The organism is Phyllobacterium sp. CCNWLW183 (assembly GCF_037203775.1).
Lineage (GTDB): Bacteria > Pseudomonadota > Alphaproteobacteria > Rhizobiales > Rhizobiaceae > Phyllobacterium > Phyllobacterium ifriqiyense.
This window is the reverse complement of the sequence record NZ_JBBCBN010000010.1, coordinates 45,172-63,481: the sequence shown is the minus strand read 5'-3', so window position 1 is coordinate 63,481 and position 18,310 is coordinate 45,172. Positions and strand designations below refer to the sequence as shown.

At 53.1% G+C, this 18,310-nt stretch carries 15 protein-coding genes and 1 tRNA gene; 12 read left to right on the top strand and 4 right to left on the bottom strand.

The features are described from left to right. Window positions 1-28: 28 nt before the first annotated feature. The 8 genes from ybgF to V9K95_RS20970 all read left to right on the top strand — a co-directional run bounded on the left by ybgF (window position 29) and on the right by V9K95_RS20970 (window position 10,475). Window positions 29-988 carry a tol-pal system protein YbgF gene (ybgF, locus tag V9K95_RS21005; RefSeq protein ID WP_307280659.1) on the top strand — a complete coding sequence of 320 codons (960 nt, stop codon included), beginning with the start codon at window positions 29-31 and terminating at the stop codon, window positions 986-988. Beyond that, a complete protein-coding gene (gene tilS / locus V9K95_RS21000) occupies window positions 963-2,336 on the top strand; it encodes a tRNA lysidine(34) synthetase TilS (protein WP_336442073.1) in 1,374 nt (457 codons plus the stop codon). The genes ybgF and tilS overlap by 26 nt, the downstream gene beginning before the upstream one ends. 93 nt (window positions 2,337-2,429) lie before the next feature. After that, window positions 2,430-4,361, top strand: a complete 1,932-nt coding sequence (gene ftsH / locus V9K95_RS20995) for an ATP-dependent zinc metalloprotease FtsH (protein ID WP_115054277.1) — start codon at window positions 2,430-2,432, stop codon at window positions 4,359-4,361. Between the two features lie 256 nt (window positions 4,362-4,617). After that, window positions 4,618-5,961 (top strand): phosphoglucosamine mutase, encoded by a 1,344-nt coding sequence (glmM, locus tag V9K95_RS20990; RefSeq protein WP_115054220.1) that lies wholly within the window; start codon window positions 4,618-4,620, stop codon window positions 5,959-5,961. A gap of 198 nt (window positions 5,962-6,159) precedes the next feature. After that, window positions 6,160-6,933 (top strand): outer membrane protein, encoded by a 774-nt coding sequence (locus V9K95_RS20985; RefSeq protein WP_115054221.1) that lies wholly within the window; start codon window positions 6,160-6,162, stop codon window positions 6,931-6,933. Window positions 6,934-7,101: 168 nt separating this feature from the next. Then, window positions 7,102-8,277 (top strand): phosphoserine transaminase, encoded by a 1,176-nt coding sequence (locus V9K95_RS20980; RefSeq protein ID WP_115054222.1) that lies wholly within the window; start codon window positions 7,102-7,104, stop codon window positions 8,275-8,277. Window positions 8,278-8,348: 71 nt separating this feature from the next. Beyond that, window positions 8,349-9,944, top strand: coding sequence for a phosphoglycerate dehydrogenase (serA, locus tag V9K95_RS20975; RefSeq protein WP_336442074.1), 1,596 nt, complete (start codon window positions 8,349-8,351; stop codon window positions 9,942-9,944). A 15-nt stretch (window positions 9,945-9,959) separates the two neighbouring features. After that, window positions 9,960-10,475, top strand: coding sequence for a GNAT family N-acetyltransferase (locus tag V9K95_RS20970; RefSeq protein WP_336442075.1), 516 nt, complete (start codon window positions 9,960-9,962; stop codon window positions 10,473-10,475). Here V9K95_RS20970 and V9K95_RS20965 read toward each other — a convergent pair. Further along, entirely contained in the window at window positions 10,453-11,364 is a 912-nt protein-coding gene (locus V9K95_RS20965; RefSeq protein WP_307280645.1) for a DMT family transporter, read from the bottom strand. The genes V9K95_RS20970 and V9K95_RS20965 overlap by 23 nt on opposite strands. 186 nt (window positions 11,365-11,550) lie before the next feature. On the opposite strand from V9K95_RS20965, the gene V9K95_RS20960 reads away from it, so the two are divergent. Further along, entirely contained in the window at window positions 11,551-12,843 is a 1,293-nt protein-coding gene (locus V9K95_RS20960; protein ID WP_115054226.1) for an adenylosuccinate synthase, read from the top strand. A 54-nt stretch (window positions 12,844-12,897) separates the two neighbouring features. Continuing rightward, complete coding sequence (locus V9K95_RS20955; RefSeq protein ID WP_336442076.1) at window positions 12,898-14,481, top strand: transcriptional regulator; 1,584 nt, start codon at window positions 12,898-12,900, stop codon at window positions 14,479-14,481. A 54-nt stretch (window positions 14,482-14,535) separates the two neighbouring features. Here V9K95_RS20955 and rpoH read toward each other — a convergent pair whose 3' ends face one another. Both rpoH and V9K95_RS20945 read right to left on the bottom strand, forming a co-directional pair. After that, window positions 14,536-15,447, bottom strand: a complete 912-nt coding sequence (rpoH, locus tag V9K95_RS20950; protein WP_115054228.1) for an RNA polymerase sigma factor RpoH — start codon at window positions 15,445-15,447, stop codon at window positions 14,536-14,538. 226 nt (window positions 15,448-15,673) lie between these two features. Further along, entirely contained in the window at window positions 15,674-16,675 is a 1,002-nt protein-coding gene (locus V9K95_RS20945) for an RluA family pseudouridine synthase (RefSeq protein ID WP_115054229.1), read from the bottom strand. Window positions 16,676-16,767: 92 nt separating this feature from the next. Between V9K95_RS20945 and V9K95_RS20940 the strand changes: the two genes are divergently transcribed. Then, window positions 16,768-17,166 carry a fimbrial protein gene (locus tag V9K95_RS20940; protein WP_336442077.1) on the top strand — a complete coding sequence of 133 codons (399 nt, stop codon included), beginning with the start codon at window positions 16,768-16,770 and terminating at the stop codon, window positions 17,164-17,166. A 76-nt stretch (window positions 17,167-17,242) separates the two neighbouring features. Continuing rightward, window positions 17,243-17,317 (top strand) — tRNA-Glu (locus V9K95_RS20935). Between the two features lie 265 nt (window positions 17,318-17,582). Here V9K95_RS20935 and V9K95_RS20930 read toward each other — a convergent pair. Next, on the bottom strand, window positions 17,583-18,308 hold the full coding sequence (locus V9K95_RS20930; protein WP_336442078.1) for a hypothetical protein: 726 nt from the start codon (window positions 18,306-18,308) through the stop codon (window positions 17,583-17,585). Between the last annotated feature and the right edge of the window lie 2 nt (window positions 18,309-18,310).

The following is an 18,310-nucleotide window of genomic DNA, read 5'->3' as shown; positions in this document are numbered from 1 at the left end:
AAATTCCCATATCAGGGGCGGTAAAGGAATGAACAAACGATTGAAGAGTTTTGTAGTGGCGATGACGCTGGTGCCATTACTGGCAACCGGCGCGAGCCACGCGGCCAGTGGAGGCGGCGGGGTTTTTCCGCCAGCTCCCAAGGCGACGGTCGGCGCTATGGATGCGCCTGTTCTCATGGCACAAGCGGGTGATCCTCGTGTCAGCCAGTTGGAAGAGCAGATCAGGCAACTGACCGGTAAAATCGAAGAACTGAACTTCCAGCTTCTGCAAATGCAAGAGCAAATGCGGAAAGTTCAGGACGATAATGAGTTCCGCTTTCAGGAACTTGAAAAGGGCAAGCGTTCCGACGCTGGCGGCAAGGGCGACCGGACGGTCGCCGAAGCTCCCCGCGCGCCGCATAATACGGAGGCATCGACAGATGCCTCCACCGATTCCGCTGCTATTGACCCACAGATTGATCCTTCCAACAATTCGGTGTTTGGCGTACCGCCGCAAACGCTCGGACAGATTCAATTTGATGCCAATGGCAACGTAATCGGTGGAACGCGCAACGAAGATCCTGAGCAGGCGGATAACACAACTGTCGCCGCTCTACCGCAGACCGATGATCCGAAAGCACTGTACAGCCAGGCCTATCAACTTTTCCTGTCGGGCGATTATCGCAGCGCAGAGGTTGCATTCCGTAGCCATGTCGACCGCTTTCCCAATGATCCAGCTGATGCCGACGCCCGCTACTGGCTTGGAGAATCGCTTTTCGGACAGGGCCGCTACCAACAGGCTGCATCGGTTTTTCTGGACAATCACAAGCAATTTCCAGATTCAAAGAAAAGTCCGGAGAATCTGCTCAAACTAGGCATGACGCTGGCAAAAATGAAAGATCATGATGTGGCTTGCGCGACATTTGCATCAGTTACTTCCAGATATCCAAACATTTCGGCGGCGATCAAAGAGCGCGTGAAGAATGAGCGTGCTGCCAACAAGTGCTGAAAAAACGATCGATCTGAACGGCATCTTCTCGGCAATTGATTTTGAAGGCTCGCGATCGATCGTCGTTGCGGTTTCCGGCGGCAGTGACTCTTTGGCGTTGCTCCATCTGCTTCTCGAGTATCGTAAATCCCGGCCGTCCTTTCCCGAAATCGTAGCTGTAACAATTGATCATGGGCTTCGACCAGAATCCCGCGATGAAGCAAATTATGTCGGAGAACTTTGCCAAAAAGCAGGAATTTCCCATCGGATATTGCCATGGCACGGACAAAAACCAGACACGGGCCTTTCTGCCAAGGCGCGTGAGATACGTTACAAGCTTCTGTGTGATGCAGCGCGCGATGCCGGAGCAGGGATAATCCTCACGGGCCATACGCTTGATGATCAGGTTGAAACATTCCTGATGCGCTCTGATCGCAGCGTTGCTGATAGCAGCGAGCGTGGGCAGGCAGGCATGGCGCTTGCGACCTTGCTGGAGCGCGAAGTGTGGCTGGTGCGACCGCTGTTGAACATGCGCCGTGAAGAGCTTCGAGATTATCTGCGGATGCTTGGAGTGACGTGGAAAGACGACCCCTCGAACGATAGTCTTAAATATGAACGTGTCCGGGTTCGAAAAAGCATTCAGGAAAATGATCTCGACGAACTTCAATCAAAAATCAAGCACAAGGCATCAAAGCGGCTGAATCTCAACGCGGAGGTAACGACGGCATTGCCGAGCTGCGTAACGGTATTGGGCGGCATCAAGGCGCAGATCAACCGGGAAAATTGGTATCAGCAGAAGCCGGAAGTGCAAGAATTGGCTGTTGGCGTGCTGCTTGCTATCATGGGAGGCCAACCTTTTTTGCCCTCTGCAACATCATGCAGAAAAGCACTGAAATTTATCGAAGAGGCTCACACGCATAGCAAGCTCTCGATCGGGCGTTGCATCATTGAAACGAGACCAGAAAATACTTTGCTCTATCGCGAAATGCGTTCAATTCCTGTGCTGACCGTTGAGCCGGGAATGTCCGTGATCTGGGACGGACGCTATAGATTGACCAATGCCGGAAAGCGCTCTGTCATCATTGATGCTTGCGGCGTGCAGGGACTTGCTGAATTGAAAAGCCGGATGGACAATGTTCACGGTCCGTCAGCCCAGTCGAGCCCGGCTATTGTCATGAACGGCGTCAGGCACAGTCCTGTCTTCGATGATCACGGTAAATTGCCTGAAGGATTGATAATCGAGCGTTATGTTGGCTTGTTTGACAATATTCTCGTAGGATACGACCAATTATTGGCGCAATGCGTTGCTACGATGCTCAAAATACCGGCTTACAAGCGCTATCCTGTAAACCAGATTAACAAGAATTGAGCTGAAGTCGAATGCTAGCCTTGGCAAGGGCGCGCTTCGAACCTATGTTACATGCAAATTCCGCGTTTGCGGGTGCAATTGATGGGACCTGACATGAATCCTAACTACCGGAACTTCGCGCTGTGGGCGATAATAGCTCTGCTTCTGATTGCGTTGTTCAATCTTTTCCAAAGCCCTACATCGCGTTCAGCATCGAGTGATGTGCCGTATTCGCAATTCATCACTGATGTGAACAGCGGACGCGTGAAGTCGGTAACCATCACTGGTGATCGCATCACAGGCACGTATACGGACAACAACTCCAACTTCCAGACCTATTCACCCGGCGATCCGGGTCTGGTCGGCCGTTTGGAAAGCAAGAATGTTCAGATCGCTGCCCGCCCTGAATCTGACGGTTCGACCTCATTGGTTGGTATGTTGATTTCCTGGCTGCCGATGATCCTTATTCTCGGCGTGTGGATTTTCTTCATGCGACAGATGCAAGGCGGCTCGCGTGGCGCTATGGGGTTTGGCAAATCCAAGGCCAAGCTTCTAACCGAAGCGCATGGCAGGGTTACTTTCCAGGATGTAGCTGGTGTCGATGAAGCCAAGGAAGATCTTGAGGAAATCGTCGAGTTCCTGCGTGACGCTCAAAAATTCCAGCGCTTGGGCGGACGTATCCCACGCGGTGTCTTGCTCGTCGGGCCGCCCGGTACCGGTAAAACCTTGCTTGCCCGCGCCATTGCCGGCGAAGCCAATGTGCCGTTCTTCACCATTTCCGGTTCGGACTTTGTGGAAATGTTTGTCGGTGTGGGTGCTTCCCGCGTTCGCGACATGTTCGAGCAGGCCAAGAAGAATGCTCCTTGCATTATCTTCATCGACGAAATCGATGCGGTAGGTCGCCATCGTGGTGCAGGTCTTGGTGGCGGTAATGATGAACGCGAACAGACATTGAACCAGTTGCTGGTCGAGATGGATGGTTTTGAGGCCAATGAGGGTGTTATCCTGATCGCCGCCACCAACCGTCCGGATGTTCTTGATCCAGCATTGCTGCGTCCGGGTCGTTTTGACCGACAAGTCGTTGTTCCAAACCCTGATGTTGCCGGTCGTGAGAAAATTCTCAAGGTTCACGTGCGCAACGTACCTTTGGCACCAAATGTCGATCTTAAAGTATTGGCACGTGGTACGCCGGGTTTTTCGGGCGCCGATTTGATGAATCTTGTCAATGAAGGTGCTTTGATGGCTGCACGGCGCAATAAACGCCTTGTCACCATGCAGGAATTCGAAGACGCTAAAGACAAGATCATGATGGGGGCCGAACGCCGCTCGACGGCGATGACGCAGGCAGAAAAAGAACTGACCGCCTATCACGAAGCAGGTCATGCTATCGTGGCGCTGAACGTAGCACTGGCAGATCCCTTGCATAAGGCGACGATCATTCCGCGCGGTCGGGCTCTTGGAATGGTCATGCAGTTGCCGGAAGCGGATCGTTATTCCATGAGTTACAAGTGGATGATTTCCCGCCTTGCAATCATGATGGGTGGACGAATTGCTGAGGAACTCAAATTCGGCAAGGAAAACATCACCTCCGGTGCCTCGTCAGATATTGAACAGGCAACGAAGCTTGCCCGTGCCATGGTTACGCGTTGGGGTTTCTCCGACAAACTCGGACAGGTTGCTTATGGCGAGAACCAGGAAGAAGTGTTCCTCGGCCATTCAGTCGCTCGCACGCAGAATGTTTCTGAAGAAACAGCGCAGTTGATTGATGCGGAAGTGCGTAAGCTGATTGACGATGCCTATAGCGCTGCTCGCACCATTTTGACGAAGAAGAAAAAGGAATGGATTGCGATTGCGGAAGGCCTTTTGGAATATGAAACGCTGACCGGCGAAGAAATCAAGGCATTGATGGCTGGCAACAAGCCTGCCCGCGACCTTGGGGATGATACACCGCCTTCGCGTGGATCGGCTGTGCCCAAGGCCGGAGCCAAGAAACCACGCAAGGGCGATGAGCCGGACAAAGGTCTAGAACCTCAACCGCAATCGTGATTGCAACAAGAATGAAAAAGGCGGCTGGTGAAAACCGGCCGCTTTTGCACGAATTGTTTAGGCCTCGGTATTTAGAGTCCTTCTTGCTTAACTAGAATTGTTCTGCGGGAGGGATTTGTGAACGAAACTTGCTCTAGTATAATCCTCACACAATTTGTGAACTGCGAAAGAGATGTCCTTCTGCAATAAGCAAGACCACTCAACCATAATCGTAGCCGTTATACGCCTACGTGTCGCAACAACTGGATAACCGTATATGGCTCGCAAATATTTTGGCACCGATGGCATTCGTGGACAGGCAAACGCCTATCCCATGACACCCGATATCGCCATGAAAGTTGGCATGGCTGTCGGACTCGCCTTCAAACGCGGTGAGCATCGCAATCGCGTCGTTATCGGCAAAGATACCAGACTTTCCGGTTATATGATCGAAAACGCTTTGGTGGCTGGCTTCACGTCAACCGGAATGGATGTTTTCCTTCTGGGCCCGATCCCGACGCCCGCAGTGGCGATGCTGTGCCGGTCGTTGCGCGCTGACATAGGTGTAATGATATCGGCTTCGCACAATCCGTTTCAGGATAACGGCATCAAACTGTTCGGGCCGGACGGGTTCAAGCTTTCGGATGCTATCGAACTCGAAATTGAACGATTGATGGATGAAAATCTTGCCGATCGGCTATCTGCTTCCGAAGCGCTTGGGCGTGCCAAGCGTGTGGATGGTGACATCTATCGCTATATCGAGTTTGCCAAGCGTACCATGCCCAAGAATATCTCGCTGGCTGGTCTGCGCATTGTTGTCGATTGTGCCAATGGCGCAGCTTACAAGGTGGCACCGGCCGCCCTGTGGGAGCTGGGCGCCGAGGTTGTCACCATCAACAATGAACCGAACGGCACAAATATTAACGAAGATTGCGGTTCCACCCATCCTTTGGGCCTAATCAAGAAGGTGCACGAGGTTCGCGCCGATATTGGTATTGCGCTGGATGGTGATGCAGACCGTGTGCTTATTGTTGATGAAAACGGCGCGATCATTGATGGCGATCAGCTGATGGCGGTGATTGCCCAGTCATGGCAGGAATCGGACCGCCTTGTCGGGGGCGGGGTTGTCGCTACCATCATGTCAAATCTTGGATTTGAACGCTTCCTTGACAATCGGGGCCTGACACTGGCGCGCACGCAAGTGGGGGATCGTTATGTCGTTGAACATATGCGAAACCATGGTTTCAATATTGGTGGTGAGCAATCGGGGCATATCGTACTTTCAGATTTCTCGACCACGGGTGACGGTCTCGTATCAGCCTTGCAAATACTTGCAGTCGTTCAACAATTGCAAAAGCCTGTCAGTGAGGTTTGCCGCAAATTCGAACCTGTCCCGCAACTTCTCAAGAACGTTCGCACGACGGGAACAAAGCCGCTTGAGAACAAGCACGTGAAAAGCGCGATTGACGACGCACGCGGTCGTCTGGGCACATCGGGCCGCCTTGTCATTCGACCGTCTGGCACAGAACCATTGATCCGCGTCATGGCGGAAGGGGACGATCGCAAGCTGGTGGAGTCAGTTGTAAATGACATTATTTCGGTCATTTCGTCAGCTGCATAGAATGTGAATTTCACCAAGTTAAGAAAGGGCCCCTTGTGGGCCTTTTTTATTGTCCGTTGTCGCGGTGAGAATTTATTAACGTTAATAGATATGGTGAATAAACACGGTTAAGCGTGATTTAACTTTTTCCACTCATAGTACGGATCACAACTATTGGTGGCATCCGCTGCGATGACTTTGGCCTATGAGGGAACAGAAATGAGCGCCTTTAACAAATATGCTGCACTGAGCGCAGCACTTCTTTGCCTGGGGGCTGCCCCGGCCTTCGCTGCGGATATTCAGGAGGCACCCATCGTCGAGGTAGAGCAATTCGGTGGTTGGTATCTGCGCGGCGATCTCGGTATGAGCAACCAGCGGTTGAAAGGCCTCAGCTACTCAGCTTTTTCTGGTCCCGAGGATTTCGGGTGGAACAATGATGGCGAGTTTGACGCTGGGATGACCGGTCAGATCGGTGTCGGCTATCAGTTCAATGATTGGCTTCGTGCAGACGTCACGGCGCAGTATCGCGGGAAAACCGATTTCAGTGCGCAGGATTACTACGATACAGACGGCGTTCCTGGTGGTGGCGATAATGGGACCAATGATTATAGCGCGAAAAAATCCGAATGGCTGTTCCTCGCCAATGCCTATGCCGATCTTGGAACCTATGCGGGCATAACACCTTACCTCGGTGCTGGTATCGGTGCATCGCGCAACACAATCTCCGGGTTCCGGGATGTCAATGTTGTGACAAATGGCGGCGGTTATGCAGCTAGTGAATCGGAATGGAACCTTGCATGGGCCCTGCATGCGGGTGTGGGCATCAAGGCGACTGAACGCATGACTATTGATCTTGGCTATAGTTACGTCGATCTCGGTGATGCCAAGACGGGCACGTTCTACAATAATAATGGATCAAATCGTGGTGAGTCAGTGAAGTTCAAGGATATTACTTCGCATGACTTCAAGCTCGGCGTGCGTTACGCATTCTGATAGAACCGGCTAATCTCAACAAAGCGGCGAGGCGGATGGCTCGCCGCTTTTGTTTTCTGTGTCGCACATAAACATATTTCTTGACTGCAAACGACATTTCTCCTAATTCCCGCAGTGGGCCACCTCTCCCCAACGAGAGGCAAGCTATCTGAGAGGATAGGAGAAAACATGACGACGCTTTCCAAGCCGGCGCAGCGCCCGGCTAACCCCAATTTTTCATCAGGTCCCTGTGCCAAACGTCCCGGTTGGTCGCTCCAAGCGCTCGCCGACGCACCGCTTGGTCGCTCGCATCGCGCGAAGGTCGGCAAGACCAAGCTGAAACAGGCAATTGATCTTACCCGTGAAATTCTGCAGGTGCCTGCCGATTATCGTATCGGCATTGTTCCTGCCTCAGATACCGGTGCTGTCGAGATGGCACTTTGGTCGCTGCTTGGTGAGCGCGGTGTCGACATGGTTGCCTGGGAGAGCTTTGGTTCTGGCTGGGTTACAGATGTCGTGAAGCAGTTGAAACTTGCCGACACCCGTCTTATCGAAGCAGGTTATGGCGCGTTGCCGGATCTTTCCAAGGTGGATTTTGACCGCGATGTGGTCTTTACCTGGAATGGCACAACTTCGGGTGTGCGTGTGCCGAATGGCGACTTCATTCCGGCTGACCGCAAAGGCTTGACGATTTGTGACGCAACATCGGCTGCATTTGCGCAGCGTCTGGATTTTGACAAGCTCGATGTCGTGACCTTCTCATGGCAAAAAGTGCTTGGCGGCGAGGGCGCGCACGGGATGCTTATCTTGAGCCCGCGTGCCGTACAGCGTCTTGAGACCTATAAGCCCGCATGGCCTCTGCCAAAGATTTTTCGCCTTACATCTGGCGGCAAACTGATCGAAGGCATTTTTGCCGGCGAAACGATCAATACGCCTTCAATGCTCTGCGTCGAGGATTACCTCGATGCGTTGAACTGGGCAAAGTCTATCGGCGGGCTCGATGGTCTGGTTGGCCGCGCCGACGCAAATTTTGCGGTGCTTGATGCCTTCGTTGAAAATTCGCCATGGCTTGGCAATTTGGCTGTTGTCCCATCAACGCGCTCCAATACTTCAGTTTGCCTGACGATTATTGACCCAGAAATCACGGCTCTCGAACCAGACGCGCAGGCAACCTTTGCCAAGAACATCGTGACGGCACTGGAAAAAGAGGGTGTCGCTTTCGATATTGGCGCCTATCGCGATGCGCCTTCAGGCCTGCGTATATGGGCGGGTGCGACGGTTGAGGCTTCGGATCTCCAAGCTCTGACATTGTGGCTTGACTGGGCTTTCCAGTCACAGAAAGCCGCGTTGAAGCAGGCAGCCTGATTTCATTCAGTGGTGGCCGCAACCATGCGGCCATTCCCATTCAATCATGTGATCTTAAGATGGAGGCCATCATGGCACCACGCGTACTCGTATCCGACAAGCTTTCTCCAACTGCCGTGCAAATATTCAAGGATCGCGGCGTTGAAGTCGATTACCTTCCTGATCTTGGCAAGGACAAAGACAAATTGCTCGACGTCATTGATCAGTATGACGGGCTTGCTATCCGCTCTGCGACCAAGGTTACGGAAAAGCTCATAGCTGCCGCCAAGAACCTCAAAGTCATCGGACGCGCTGGTATTGGCGTCGACAATGTTGATATTCCGGCTGCATCCCGCCGCGGTATCATTGTGATGAATACGCCGTTCGGCAACTCGATCACAACGGCAGAACACGCCGTTGCGCTGATGTTTGCCGTTGCTCGAGAATTGCCGGAAGCTGATGCATCGACACGTGCAGGCAAGTGGGAAAAGAACCGCTTCATGGGTGTCGAGATCACCGGCAAGACCCTCGGTGTCATTGGCTGCGGCAATATCGGTTCAATCGTGGCCACGCGTGGTGTTGGCCTCAAAATGCATGTCATAGCTTTCGATCCATTCCTTTCGGAGGGACGCGCCGAGGAACTCGGTGTTGAGAAAGTTGAACTGGATGAGCTTCTGGCGCGCGCAGATTTCATTAGCCTACATACGCCGATGACGGACAAGACCCGTGGCATCATCAATGCTGATGCTATCGCCAAGATGAAAGATGGTGTTCGCATTATAAATTGCGCACGTGGCGGTCTGATCGTGGAGAAAGATCTCGTCGCAGCTTTGAAATCCGGCAAGGTTGCCGGAGCCGGTATTGACGTTTTTGAAGTTGAGCCGGCGACTGAAAACGAATTATTCCATCTTCCAAAGGTGGTTTGCACGCCGCATCTTGGTGCCTCAACCAGTGAGGCGCAGGAGAATGTCGCCTTGCAGGTTGCCGAACAGATGGCGGATTACTTGGTCAAGGGCGCAGTATCCAATGCGATAAACATGCCTTCGATCACCGCTGAAGAGGCACCTCGACTCAAGCCATTTGTCAAACTGGCGGAAGTGTTGGGCGCATTTGTCGGCCAGGTTACCGAAGAGCCTATTGAGGAAGTTGAAGTTCTTTTCGATGGTTCAACAGCCGCGATGAACACACGCGCGCTGATCAGTGCGGCCCTGGCTGGTTTGATCCGCCCGCAGGTCGCCGACGTCAACATGGTCTCCGCGCCAGTTATGGTAAAAGAGCGTGGGATTGTGCTGTCTGAAGTGCGCCGCGACAAGTCGGGCGTATTCGATGGTTATATCAAGCTCACAGTTAAAACCGCGTCACTCACGCGTTCAATTGCTGGAACCTGTTTTTCTGACGGCAAGCCCCGATTCATTCAGATCAAGGGAATCAACCTCGATGCGGAAGTGGGCCAACACATGCTCTATACAACCAACAATGATACGCCTGGCATGATTGGCACGTTGGGAACTATTTGCGGCAGGAACGCAGTCAATATTGCGAACTTTTCGCTTGGCCGCGATCATCCAGGCGGCAATGCGATCGCACTGCTTTATCTTGACGAACGTATTCCAGAGGCAGTTCTGCAGGAATTGATCGACAATAAAGCGATCGTTTCCGCCAAGCCGCTGGAGTTCGACGTTTCCTGATAGTAGAAGCCATTTATGGTATCCGGTTCACAAATATTGCAATGGCGCCCGATGAAGGTGAGCGATCTTGCCTCTGTCAGCGCCATGGCAAATATTATCCATACGGATTTCTTCGAGGCAGATGCCGTTTATCAAGAACGGCTGCAGCTTTACCCGGATGGATGTCATGTCCTGCAGGATGGCGATGGGAAGCTGATTGGATATGCTATTACCCATCCATGGCTTCTCTATACAATGCCGGCGCTCAATAGCCTGCTTGATCAATTACCCAGCGAACCCACGACGTACTATCTGCACGATATAGCTTTGCTGCCTCAATCCCGCGGCACCGGCGCTGCGCGAGAAATCGTGTCTATTCTTGCTGATCATGCGCAAAGGTCCCGATTCGCAACAATGTCCTTGATTGCGGTAAATGGCTCCACAGGATTCTGGCAAAAGCAGGGATTTAAACCGGATGATCGACCGGAGCTCGAAACGAAGCTTCGGACCTATTCTGACGATGCGCGTTTCATGGTGCGATATCTGGGCTGACTGTTGCGTGTTTGCGGCCACTAAGCTCCGCAATCCATATGCCGCCAAGAACGAGTATGAGAGCCACGGCATGGTAAGGCTGGAACGCTTCACCGAGCAGAAAGACTGCGAGAAAAGTGCCAAATATTGGCACGGCATTGATGAAAAGCCCGGCGCGATTTGCGCCGATATATTCGACACCCTTGATGAAAAGCACTTGTGCTACAATTGAAGGCAACACGGCTGTATAGATCACGACAGTCCAGCCCGTTGTGTCCGGCAGCATTGCCGCCCCGACTTGCCATTCCCAAAATGCAAAAGGGACTGCGGTCAGGAAGGCGAAAAAGGTCATCGCCGCCATCAGGCTTTGCCAGTTTAGCTCCGGGCGAAAACGTAGTGCCACCGTATATCCGCTGTAAACAAGAATGGCGATCAGCATCAAGGCGTCGCCAAGATTGACCTTCAAGCCCGATAGGCTGGCAAGGTCGCCATGGCCAGCCGTCAATGCGACGCCGATGAGCGACAGGCTAAAGCCGAGCACTTGCCCCAGGCGAACACGTGTCCCAAACAGGATAAGATTGGCAATGAAGATCACCATCGGAATACCTGCCTGCTCAATGGTGACATTGATCGCCGACGTGTAATTCAAGGCGCTGTAGAGGGCCATATTAAAGAAAGTAAATCCGAAAGCACCGAGTGCGGCAAGCAAAGGCATGTATTTGCGCAGAACAGGCCAATCCTGCCGCAATTGGCGGTTGCTTATAATGGCGACGATCAAAAAAGCAAAGAGCCAGCGCAGCACGGTCAAAAGCATGGGAGAAATATGTCCAACGGCAAATTTCCCAGCAACTGCATTGCCACCCCAGAGGAAAGCAGTGATCAGAAGATAGATATAGGCGGTACGATGCATGGGATCAGCTTTTCTGTTTGCACGATTGCTACAACCATTTGGAGCAACATTAGGTTTATTCGTCACAGAAAGCCAAATAGTCGCTCGCAAAGCGTAAAGAATAGTCGCGCTTTTTCAAACCAGCCTGTATAGAAGCACCGCATTTAAGCAAAATGCGTTGGTAGGATTCGACTCAAGGAGTTTTGAATGGCAAACGTTGTCGTGATCGGTTCGCAATGGGGTGACGAAGGCAAAGGCAAGATTGTCGATTGGCTTTCAGAGCGGGCTGATGTCATCGTTCGCTTTCAAGGCGGGCATAATGCCGGCCATACGCTCGTTGTTGATGGCGTCACCTACAAGCTTTCGCTTTTACCTTCGGGCGTTGTTCGTACGGGCAAGCTTTCCATTATCGGAAATGGCGTCGTTTTTGATCCTCACGCCTTCATCGCGGAAAAGGCAAAACTGGAAGCGCAGGGCGTTAAAATTACGCCAGAGACGCTGAAGATTGCCGAAAATACGACGCTTATTCTATCAATCCATGGTGAGCTGGACCGCCGCCGCGAAGCTTCGAATTCGGGCACCAAAATCGGCACGACGGGCCGTGGCATTGGACCTGCCTACGAAGACAAGGTTGGACGTCGCGCTATTCACGTTCTTGACTTGGCCGATCCCGATACACTGCCTGCAAAGATTGAACGTCTGCTCGCACATCATAATCCGCTGCGCCGTGGCCTTGGCATTGAAGAAGTTGACGGAGCAAAGCTTCTAGCCGAACTGAAAGATGCAGCCCCGCATATTCTGCCATTCATGGACCGCGTATGGTACGTCCTTGACCAGAAGAAGCGCGCAGGTGAGCGAATTCTCTTCGAAGGCGCGCAGGGAACATTGCTCGATATCGACCATGGTACTTATCCGTTTGTTACCTCGTCAAATACCGTGGCGGGTCAGGCATCGGCTGGCTCAGGCATCGGACCCGGTTCGCTGCATTACGTGCTTGGCATTACGAAAGCTTACACCACGCGCGTAGGCGAGGGGCCTTTCCCGACCGAGCAGCAAAATGAGGTCGGCGAGTTCCTCGGTCAGCGCGGCCATGAATTTGGCGTGGTCACAGGTCGCAAGCGGCGCTGCGGCTGGTTCGATGCGGTTTTGGTTCGTCAGGCTGTGGCAAATAACGGCATCAGCGGTATCGCTCTTACCAAGCTCGACGTCCTTGACGGGCTTGATGAGATCAAGGTTTGCACCGGTTATGAACTGGATGGCGAGGTCATTGACTATCTTCCGGCAGGCCAAGGCCAGCAGGCTCGCGTCAAGCCAATCTATGTGACATTGGAAGGCTGGAAAGATACCACGGCTGGTGCTCGCAGTTGGAGCGAGCTTCCTGCACAGGCAATCAAATATGTCCGCTACGTGGAAGAATTGATCGGTGCGCCGATCGCACTTTTGTCGACCAGCCCGGAACGGGACGATACGATACTTGTTACCGATCCGTTTCATGATTAGAGTCGTGCGGGTGGCTTGAGGTTAATCTCACAACAAAACCATAGGTTTGGGTGAATGGCAGATTTCGTTGCAGTACTGAGGAAGACAATTGACGGGCTTGCGGACCCAACTCCCGAGCTCCGTCAACGTGTATATGCAAAGGCTCGTGCAACGATCGAGCAAAAACTTGTCACATTGAATGCGCCTGAAGCCGTGTCGAAGCGTCAGATCGCTGCGATTGATGATGCCATTGCCGAAGTGGAAGCCAGTTTCGCACCGGTGGAGGAAAAGGCAGTGACCGTTCCGGAGCCGCTGCCGGTTGCTCCACCACCACCCGTTCCAGATCTTGCACCGCCCCCCACTGCAAACACAAGGCAGGAAGCTGCCCCTTCGTGGTCACGGAGCGAGCCGGTTGCCGCTGCGCCAGTCTTTACGCCGATCGAATCGCAACCAGACGCGCTTGAAGATTTTCTTTCCAGCCAGGACAAGCCCAGTGCCGATAACGAAGAAGAGGACTTCCCAGGCGCGCCTGCCCGTTCGGACCTTTCTCGCAATGAGATTGACGAGAAAGAATTTGGCATCAGCAGTGTTGATGATTCACGCAATGATTATGGAGTCTATACCCGCGGGCCGCTTAAACAAGCTGAGCCGAAACGGTCCTTTGCGCCGCTCTTAAGCATCGTTGCCCTGCTCGCTGTCGTCGCCGGTGTAGCTTATGCGGGGTATACTTGGCGAGAAGATATCTCGAAGCAGGCTGTTGCCGCCAAAGATTATATTGCCAGCCTGATGACCAGCTCTGAGCCCGAAACGGCCACAAATCCGGCTGAAACGGCTGCCAATCAGCCTGCGCCGCAACAGCCAGCCAAACCCACACAACCGGCAACGACGCCCACGGCAACACCCAACTCAACGGAGCCGAAGGGTGAGCCAAAGCTCACGCAAAGGCTGTTGCCTGATGGGCAGGAGATCGATCCCGGCCGAGCCAATGACACGCCGTCAGTGGGCGAAGGTACGTCTGTAGCGACCTCTACATCCGATCCGGCAGCGCAACCGGAAACGTCAGGTCAGCAACCTTCAGGACAGACCCAACCTCCTGCGGCCTTGCCGATTGGTCAGAAGGCGTTCTTCTATGAGGAACGATCCGGGCAGGATGCGCAAAGACGCGAAGAAGGTGGCGTCGTATGGTCCGTCGTCCAGGAATCTCCTGGCAATGATCTGCCGCCGGAGCCTGCGATTCGCGCTGAAGTGACGATTCCGGAACTTGCGATCAAGCTGCGCATGATTATCCGCCGCAATGGTGACAAGACCCTGCCTGCAAGCCATCTCATCGAGATGATTTTCACGGTGCCTGAAGGTTTTGCCGGTGGCTCTATCGACAATGTTTCCCGCATGACTTTCAAGGACAGGGAAGAAGCGCCGGGCAGCCCGCTTGTCGCCATTCCAGCCAAGATCGCGGATAATTTCTTCATTATTGCGATGAACGATGCAAAAACGGCCGTCGATACCAACACTTCGCTGATGCGGCGCATGTCCTGGATTGATATTCCTATCGCATACAAGACTGGCCGCCGCGCGCTTATCACCCTTGAAAAGGGTTTGCCGGGCGAACGGGCCTTTGATGAAGTGCTCAAATCATGGGCGACAAAGGTCGGTGGTTAATAGGTATAAAAAAGGCCGCTTAAGCGGCCTTTTTTAATTGAGTAAAGATGTCTGTCAGTTTGCGTCGGCACCACTGGAAACCAGCGCTTTCTGCTGGCGAATGGCTGCAGCCTTCACAGCATCCTGAACTTTTTCAAAAGCGCGAACTTCGATCTGCCGGACACGCTCGCGGCTGATGCCAAATTCGGTAGACAGATCTTCGAGCGTAATTGGATCGTCCGCCAATCGACGGGCTTCGAAAATCCGGCGTTCACGATCATTCAAGGACGACATGGCGCCGGAGAGCATTTCGCGGCGATTTTCCAGCTCGTCCTGTTCGATGAGCATGGTTTCGGCACTGTCGTGATCATCAACCAGCCAATCCTGCCAATCGCCACCTGCCTCGCCATCCGAAGAACGGATTGGCGCATTAAGTGACGCATCGCCGGAAAGACGGCGGTTCATCGAGATGACCTCATCCTCGGACACGCTCAAGCGGGTTGCGATTTCCTTGACCTGTTCAGGATTCAGATCGCCATCATCCAGCGCCTGAATCTTGCTCTTTACCTTACGCAGGTTGAAGAACAGGCGTTTTTGATTGGCGGTCGTTCCCATTTTGACCAAGCTCCAGGAGCGCAGGACATATTCTTGAATGGAAGCTTTGATCCACCACATGGCATAGGTCGCCAGACGGAAGCCACGCTCAGGCTCGAAGCGTTTGACGGCCTGCATCAGGCCGACATTGCCTTCGGAAATAACTTCGCCGATTGGCAGGCCATATCCGCGATAACCCATCGCAATTTTTGCAACGAGACGCAGATGGCTTGTTACCAGCTTATGGGCGGCTTTAGCATCAGTATGCTCCAGATACCGCTTGGCGAGCATGTACTCTTCCTGCGGTTCAAGCATTGGAAACTTGCGGATTTCTTCTAGGTAACGGGTAAGTCCGCCGTCACCGCCTAGAATACTTGGAAGATTTTGGGCCACAGAGCACCCCTCCTCATTTTGAAATGAACCTCCATTATCGGCAGGTTCGCAGCAACCACCCGCCCAGAAACATTGGCGCGAGCAGATTAATGCTATGCATATATAGGTATCATTTTGTCAAAAACACGGTGCATTTCGTCATGAAACAAAGCGTCACATAAATGTGAACAATCGTGTCATATATGTTCACCGAGCCAAACGCGCCAGAAGCCGAAAGGTTCCCTTGTTATTGATATCCGCGAAATGCCTCAAGCAGTTCAGCCATATCGGTGGGAAGCGGGGCTTCAAAACGCATAAGATCGCCTGTCACCGGATGTTCAAAGGCCAGAAGCCGCGCGTGCAATGCCTGGCGATTGAAGCCTTTGACAATAGATTGCAATGGCTCATCAAATTTATTTGCCTTGGTTTTGTACGCACCGCCATACTCCATATCGCCTACCAGCGGATGGCCGATATGAGTCATATGTACGCGGATCTGGTGTGTTCTGCCGGTCTCAAGCTGGCATTCGACCAAGGATGCAAGCGCTGTGGAATCTTCGCGAGCACCAAAACGTTCAAGCACTTCAAAATGCGTGACAGCATGGCGGGCGTCGTCCCGTTCTTCGTGAACAATAGCCTGTTTGGTCCGGTCTCGGTGCGAGCGGCCAAGATGGGCATCTATCGTACCAGTTGTCCTGTCGGGCGTGCCCCAGACTATTGCCAGATAAGCACGCTCAAGGTCTCCGGTGCGGCCATGATCAGCAAATTGTGCACTCAAATGCCGGTGGGCAAGATCGTTCTTAGCGACCACGATGACACCACTGGTTTCCTTGTCGAGGCGATGAACAATCCCGGGCCGTTTTACGCCGCCAATGCCTGATAGCGTATCCCCGCAATGGTGTATCAAGGCATTGACGAGCGTGCCGGACCAGTTGCCATTGCCGGGATGAACGACAAGGCCAGCCGGCTTGTTGATAACAATAAGATCTGTGTCTTCATAAAGAATATCGAGAGGAATGTTCTCCCCGGATGGCGCTGCATCTTCCGGTTCTGGAATTATGATCTCAATGCTCATGCCGTCGCGAAGCTTATATTTGGTCTCGCTGATGACTTTGCCGTCAATGGTTACCTGACCGCCGCCTATCAGTGCCTGAATACGATTTCGCGACAGGTCAGGCGCCAGTTGAGCAGACAACCAAGCGTCGAGACGCTTGCCTGCAGCATCGATATCGGTAATTAGCGCTTTCAAAAACCTAGTCCCTTCGTTACAGAGGCCTACCGCGCTGCGTCCGCTAGCTTAAGCGAGATGCGAGTGCGAGTTAAAACTCGGAGATGCCGTGCATGGCAAATATAAATCCAGACCTGGATGGCGAAGAACAGCCTCTGGACCCGGCAATGGAGCGGGTACGCCGCAAGATGATCCGGCTGCTAGCTGTGTCCATCGGTATTATGGTCATTGGTCTTATGGCGGTGCTTGCGGCGATTGTCTACAAGATTAACCAGCCTGTAGCGGATGTACCAATTGCGCCTAGCGTCGTTTCGCCCGGCCAGGCTCTTGGTGCAGCGCTGACGGGAGAATCGATTGTCCTAGATCCCGGCACCCGAATATTGTCGCACAACCTTTCCGATAACACGCTTTCACTGGAAACCAGATTGGCCAACGGCACTCGGCAAATCCTTATTTATGACATAGCGACCAAGCGCGTCGTAGCCCGTATTGCCGAAGCGACCGGTAATTAGGCAAAGAGTGTGGTGGTTGCAAATGACCATTGCACTTTTCGCCTGCCTTGATTATACCCGCGACATCGACTGCGATGCGCCCATCGTCTAGCGGTTAGGACGGCGCCCTCTCACGGCGCAAACAGGGGTTCGATTCCCCTTGGGCGTACCAAATTTCCCAGCAAAAACAATTACTTACAAATGTGCCCGCCGCGTAAAACGCGCTTGGGGTAAATTCCGGTAACAAAAGACGGGGTAAAAAGCGGGTCGCTCCGTCGGGGACCAGCCAAAGCCAGAAGCGACCCGCAAACGCGCCAACCATAGGGATACTGGGAGGCAGCGAATAGTCGCAGACCCCGGCAGAGTGCGTTTGCCGGAGCCTGCATTGCGCCAACCATCGCAGCAGTAGGAGTAAGGGCGATGGTCGGCAGCAATAGTTAGGCAGCGCTGGTAATCGCGTCTTTTACAGCTCGTTCTTTAGCTTCTGCCTGTTCAATTATTTTTCTGTTTGCCAACGACAAGCTAAACGTCAACGCAAGTTGGCCAGCCCGGTCAAAGTCGGTAAGTGCAGCTTTAAGACGGTTAATCCTGTCTACCTCGGGTGCATGGCGCAAGTGCTGCCAGCGCGTGCGCAACACGGCCATTTCTTCTTTGGTAGCGATACCAGACAGCATTGCAGGCCCGTTTAACACGGCACCCAGCACTATGTCGTCGCCGTCGTGCAAAGCTGCATCCAGTGCTTTTTTGCGGTCAGCAGGTTTCATACCGGCAAGCCGCGTGCGCACCTCAGATGCTAACGAGTGTCCGGCAAAATCTGTCGGCTTGGGTGGAGCGGCAATCTGCTCACTAACCAGTTCTATTTCTTTCAAAGCGCGTGCGCGCACTTTGTCAAAATTGGAAATTGCCGGGCCGGTAATGCGCCCTGCCTCAATCTCAATCTGCTTGTGCCGGGCCGCTATCGTCTGCATCTCGTTTGCTAATACCGCCTTGGCTACGTTGTGCGCCTTTGCCAGCCCGTGCCGTAGATTTTGCACGGCGTCGGTCATGCCGGATATAACAGAGTCATCCACGGCTTCACGCGAGATTGGATCAACTGCAAAGTGGCGTTCGATCACGCCTTCATGGATGCTTGGGGATATGCGTAGTTCATTCAAATCGGTCATTT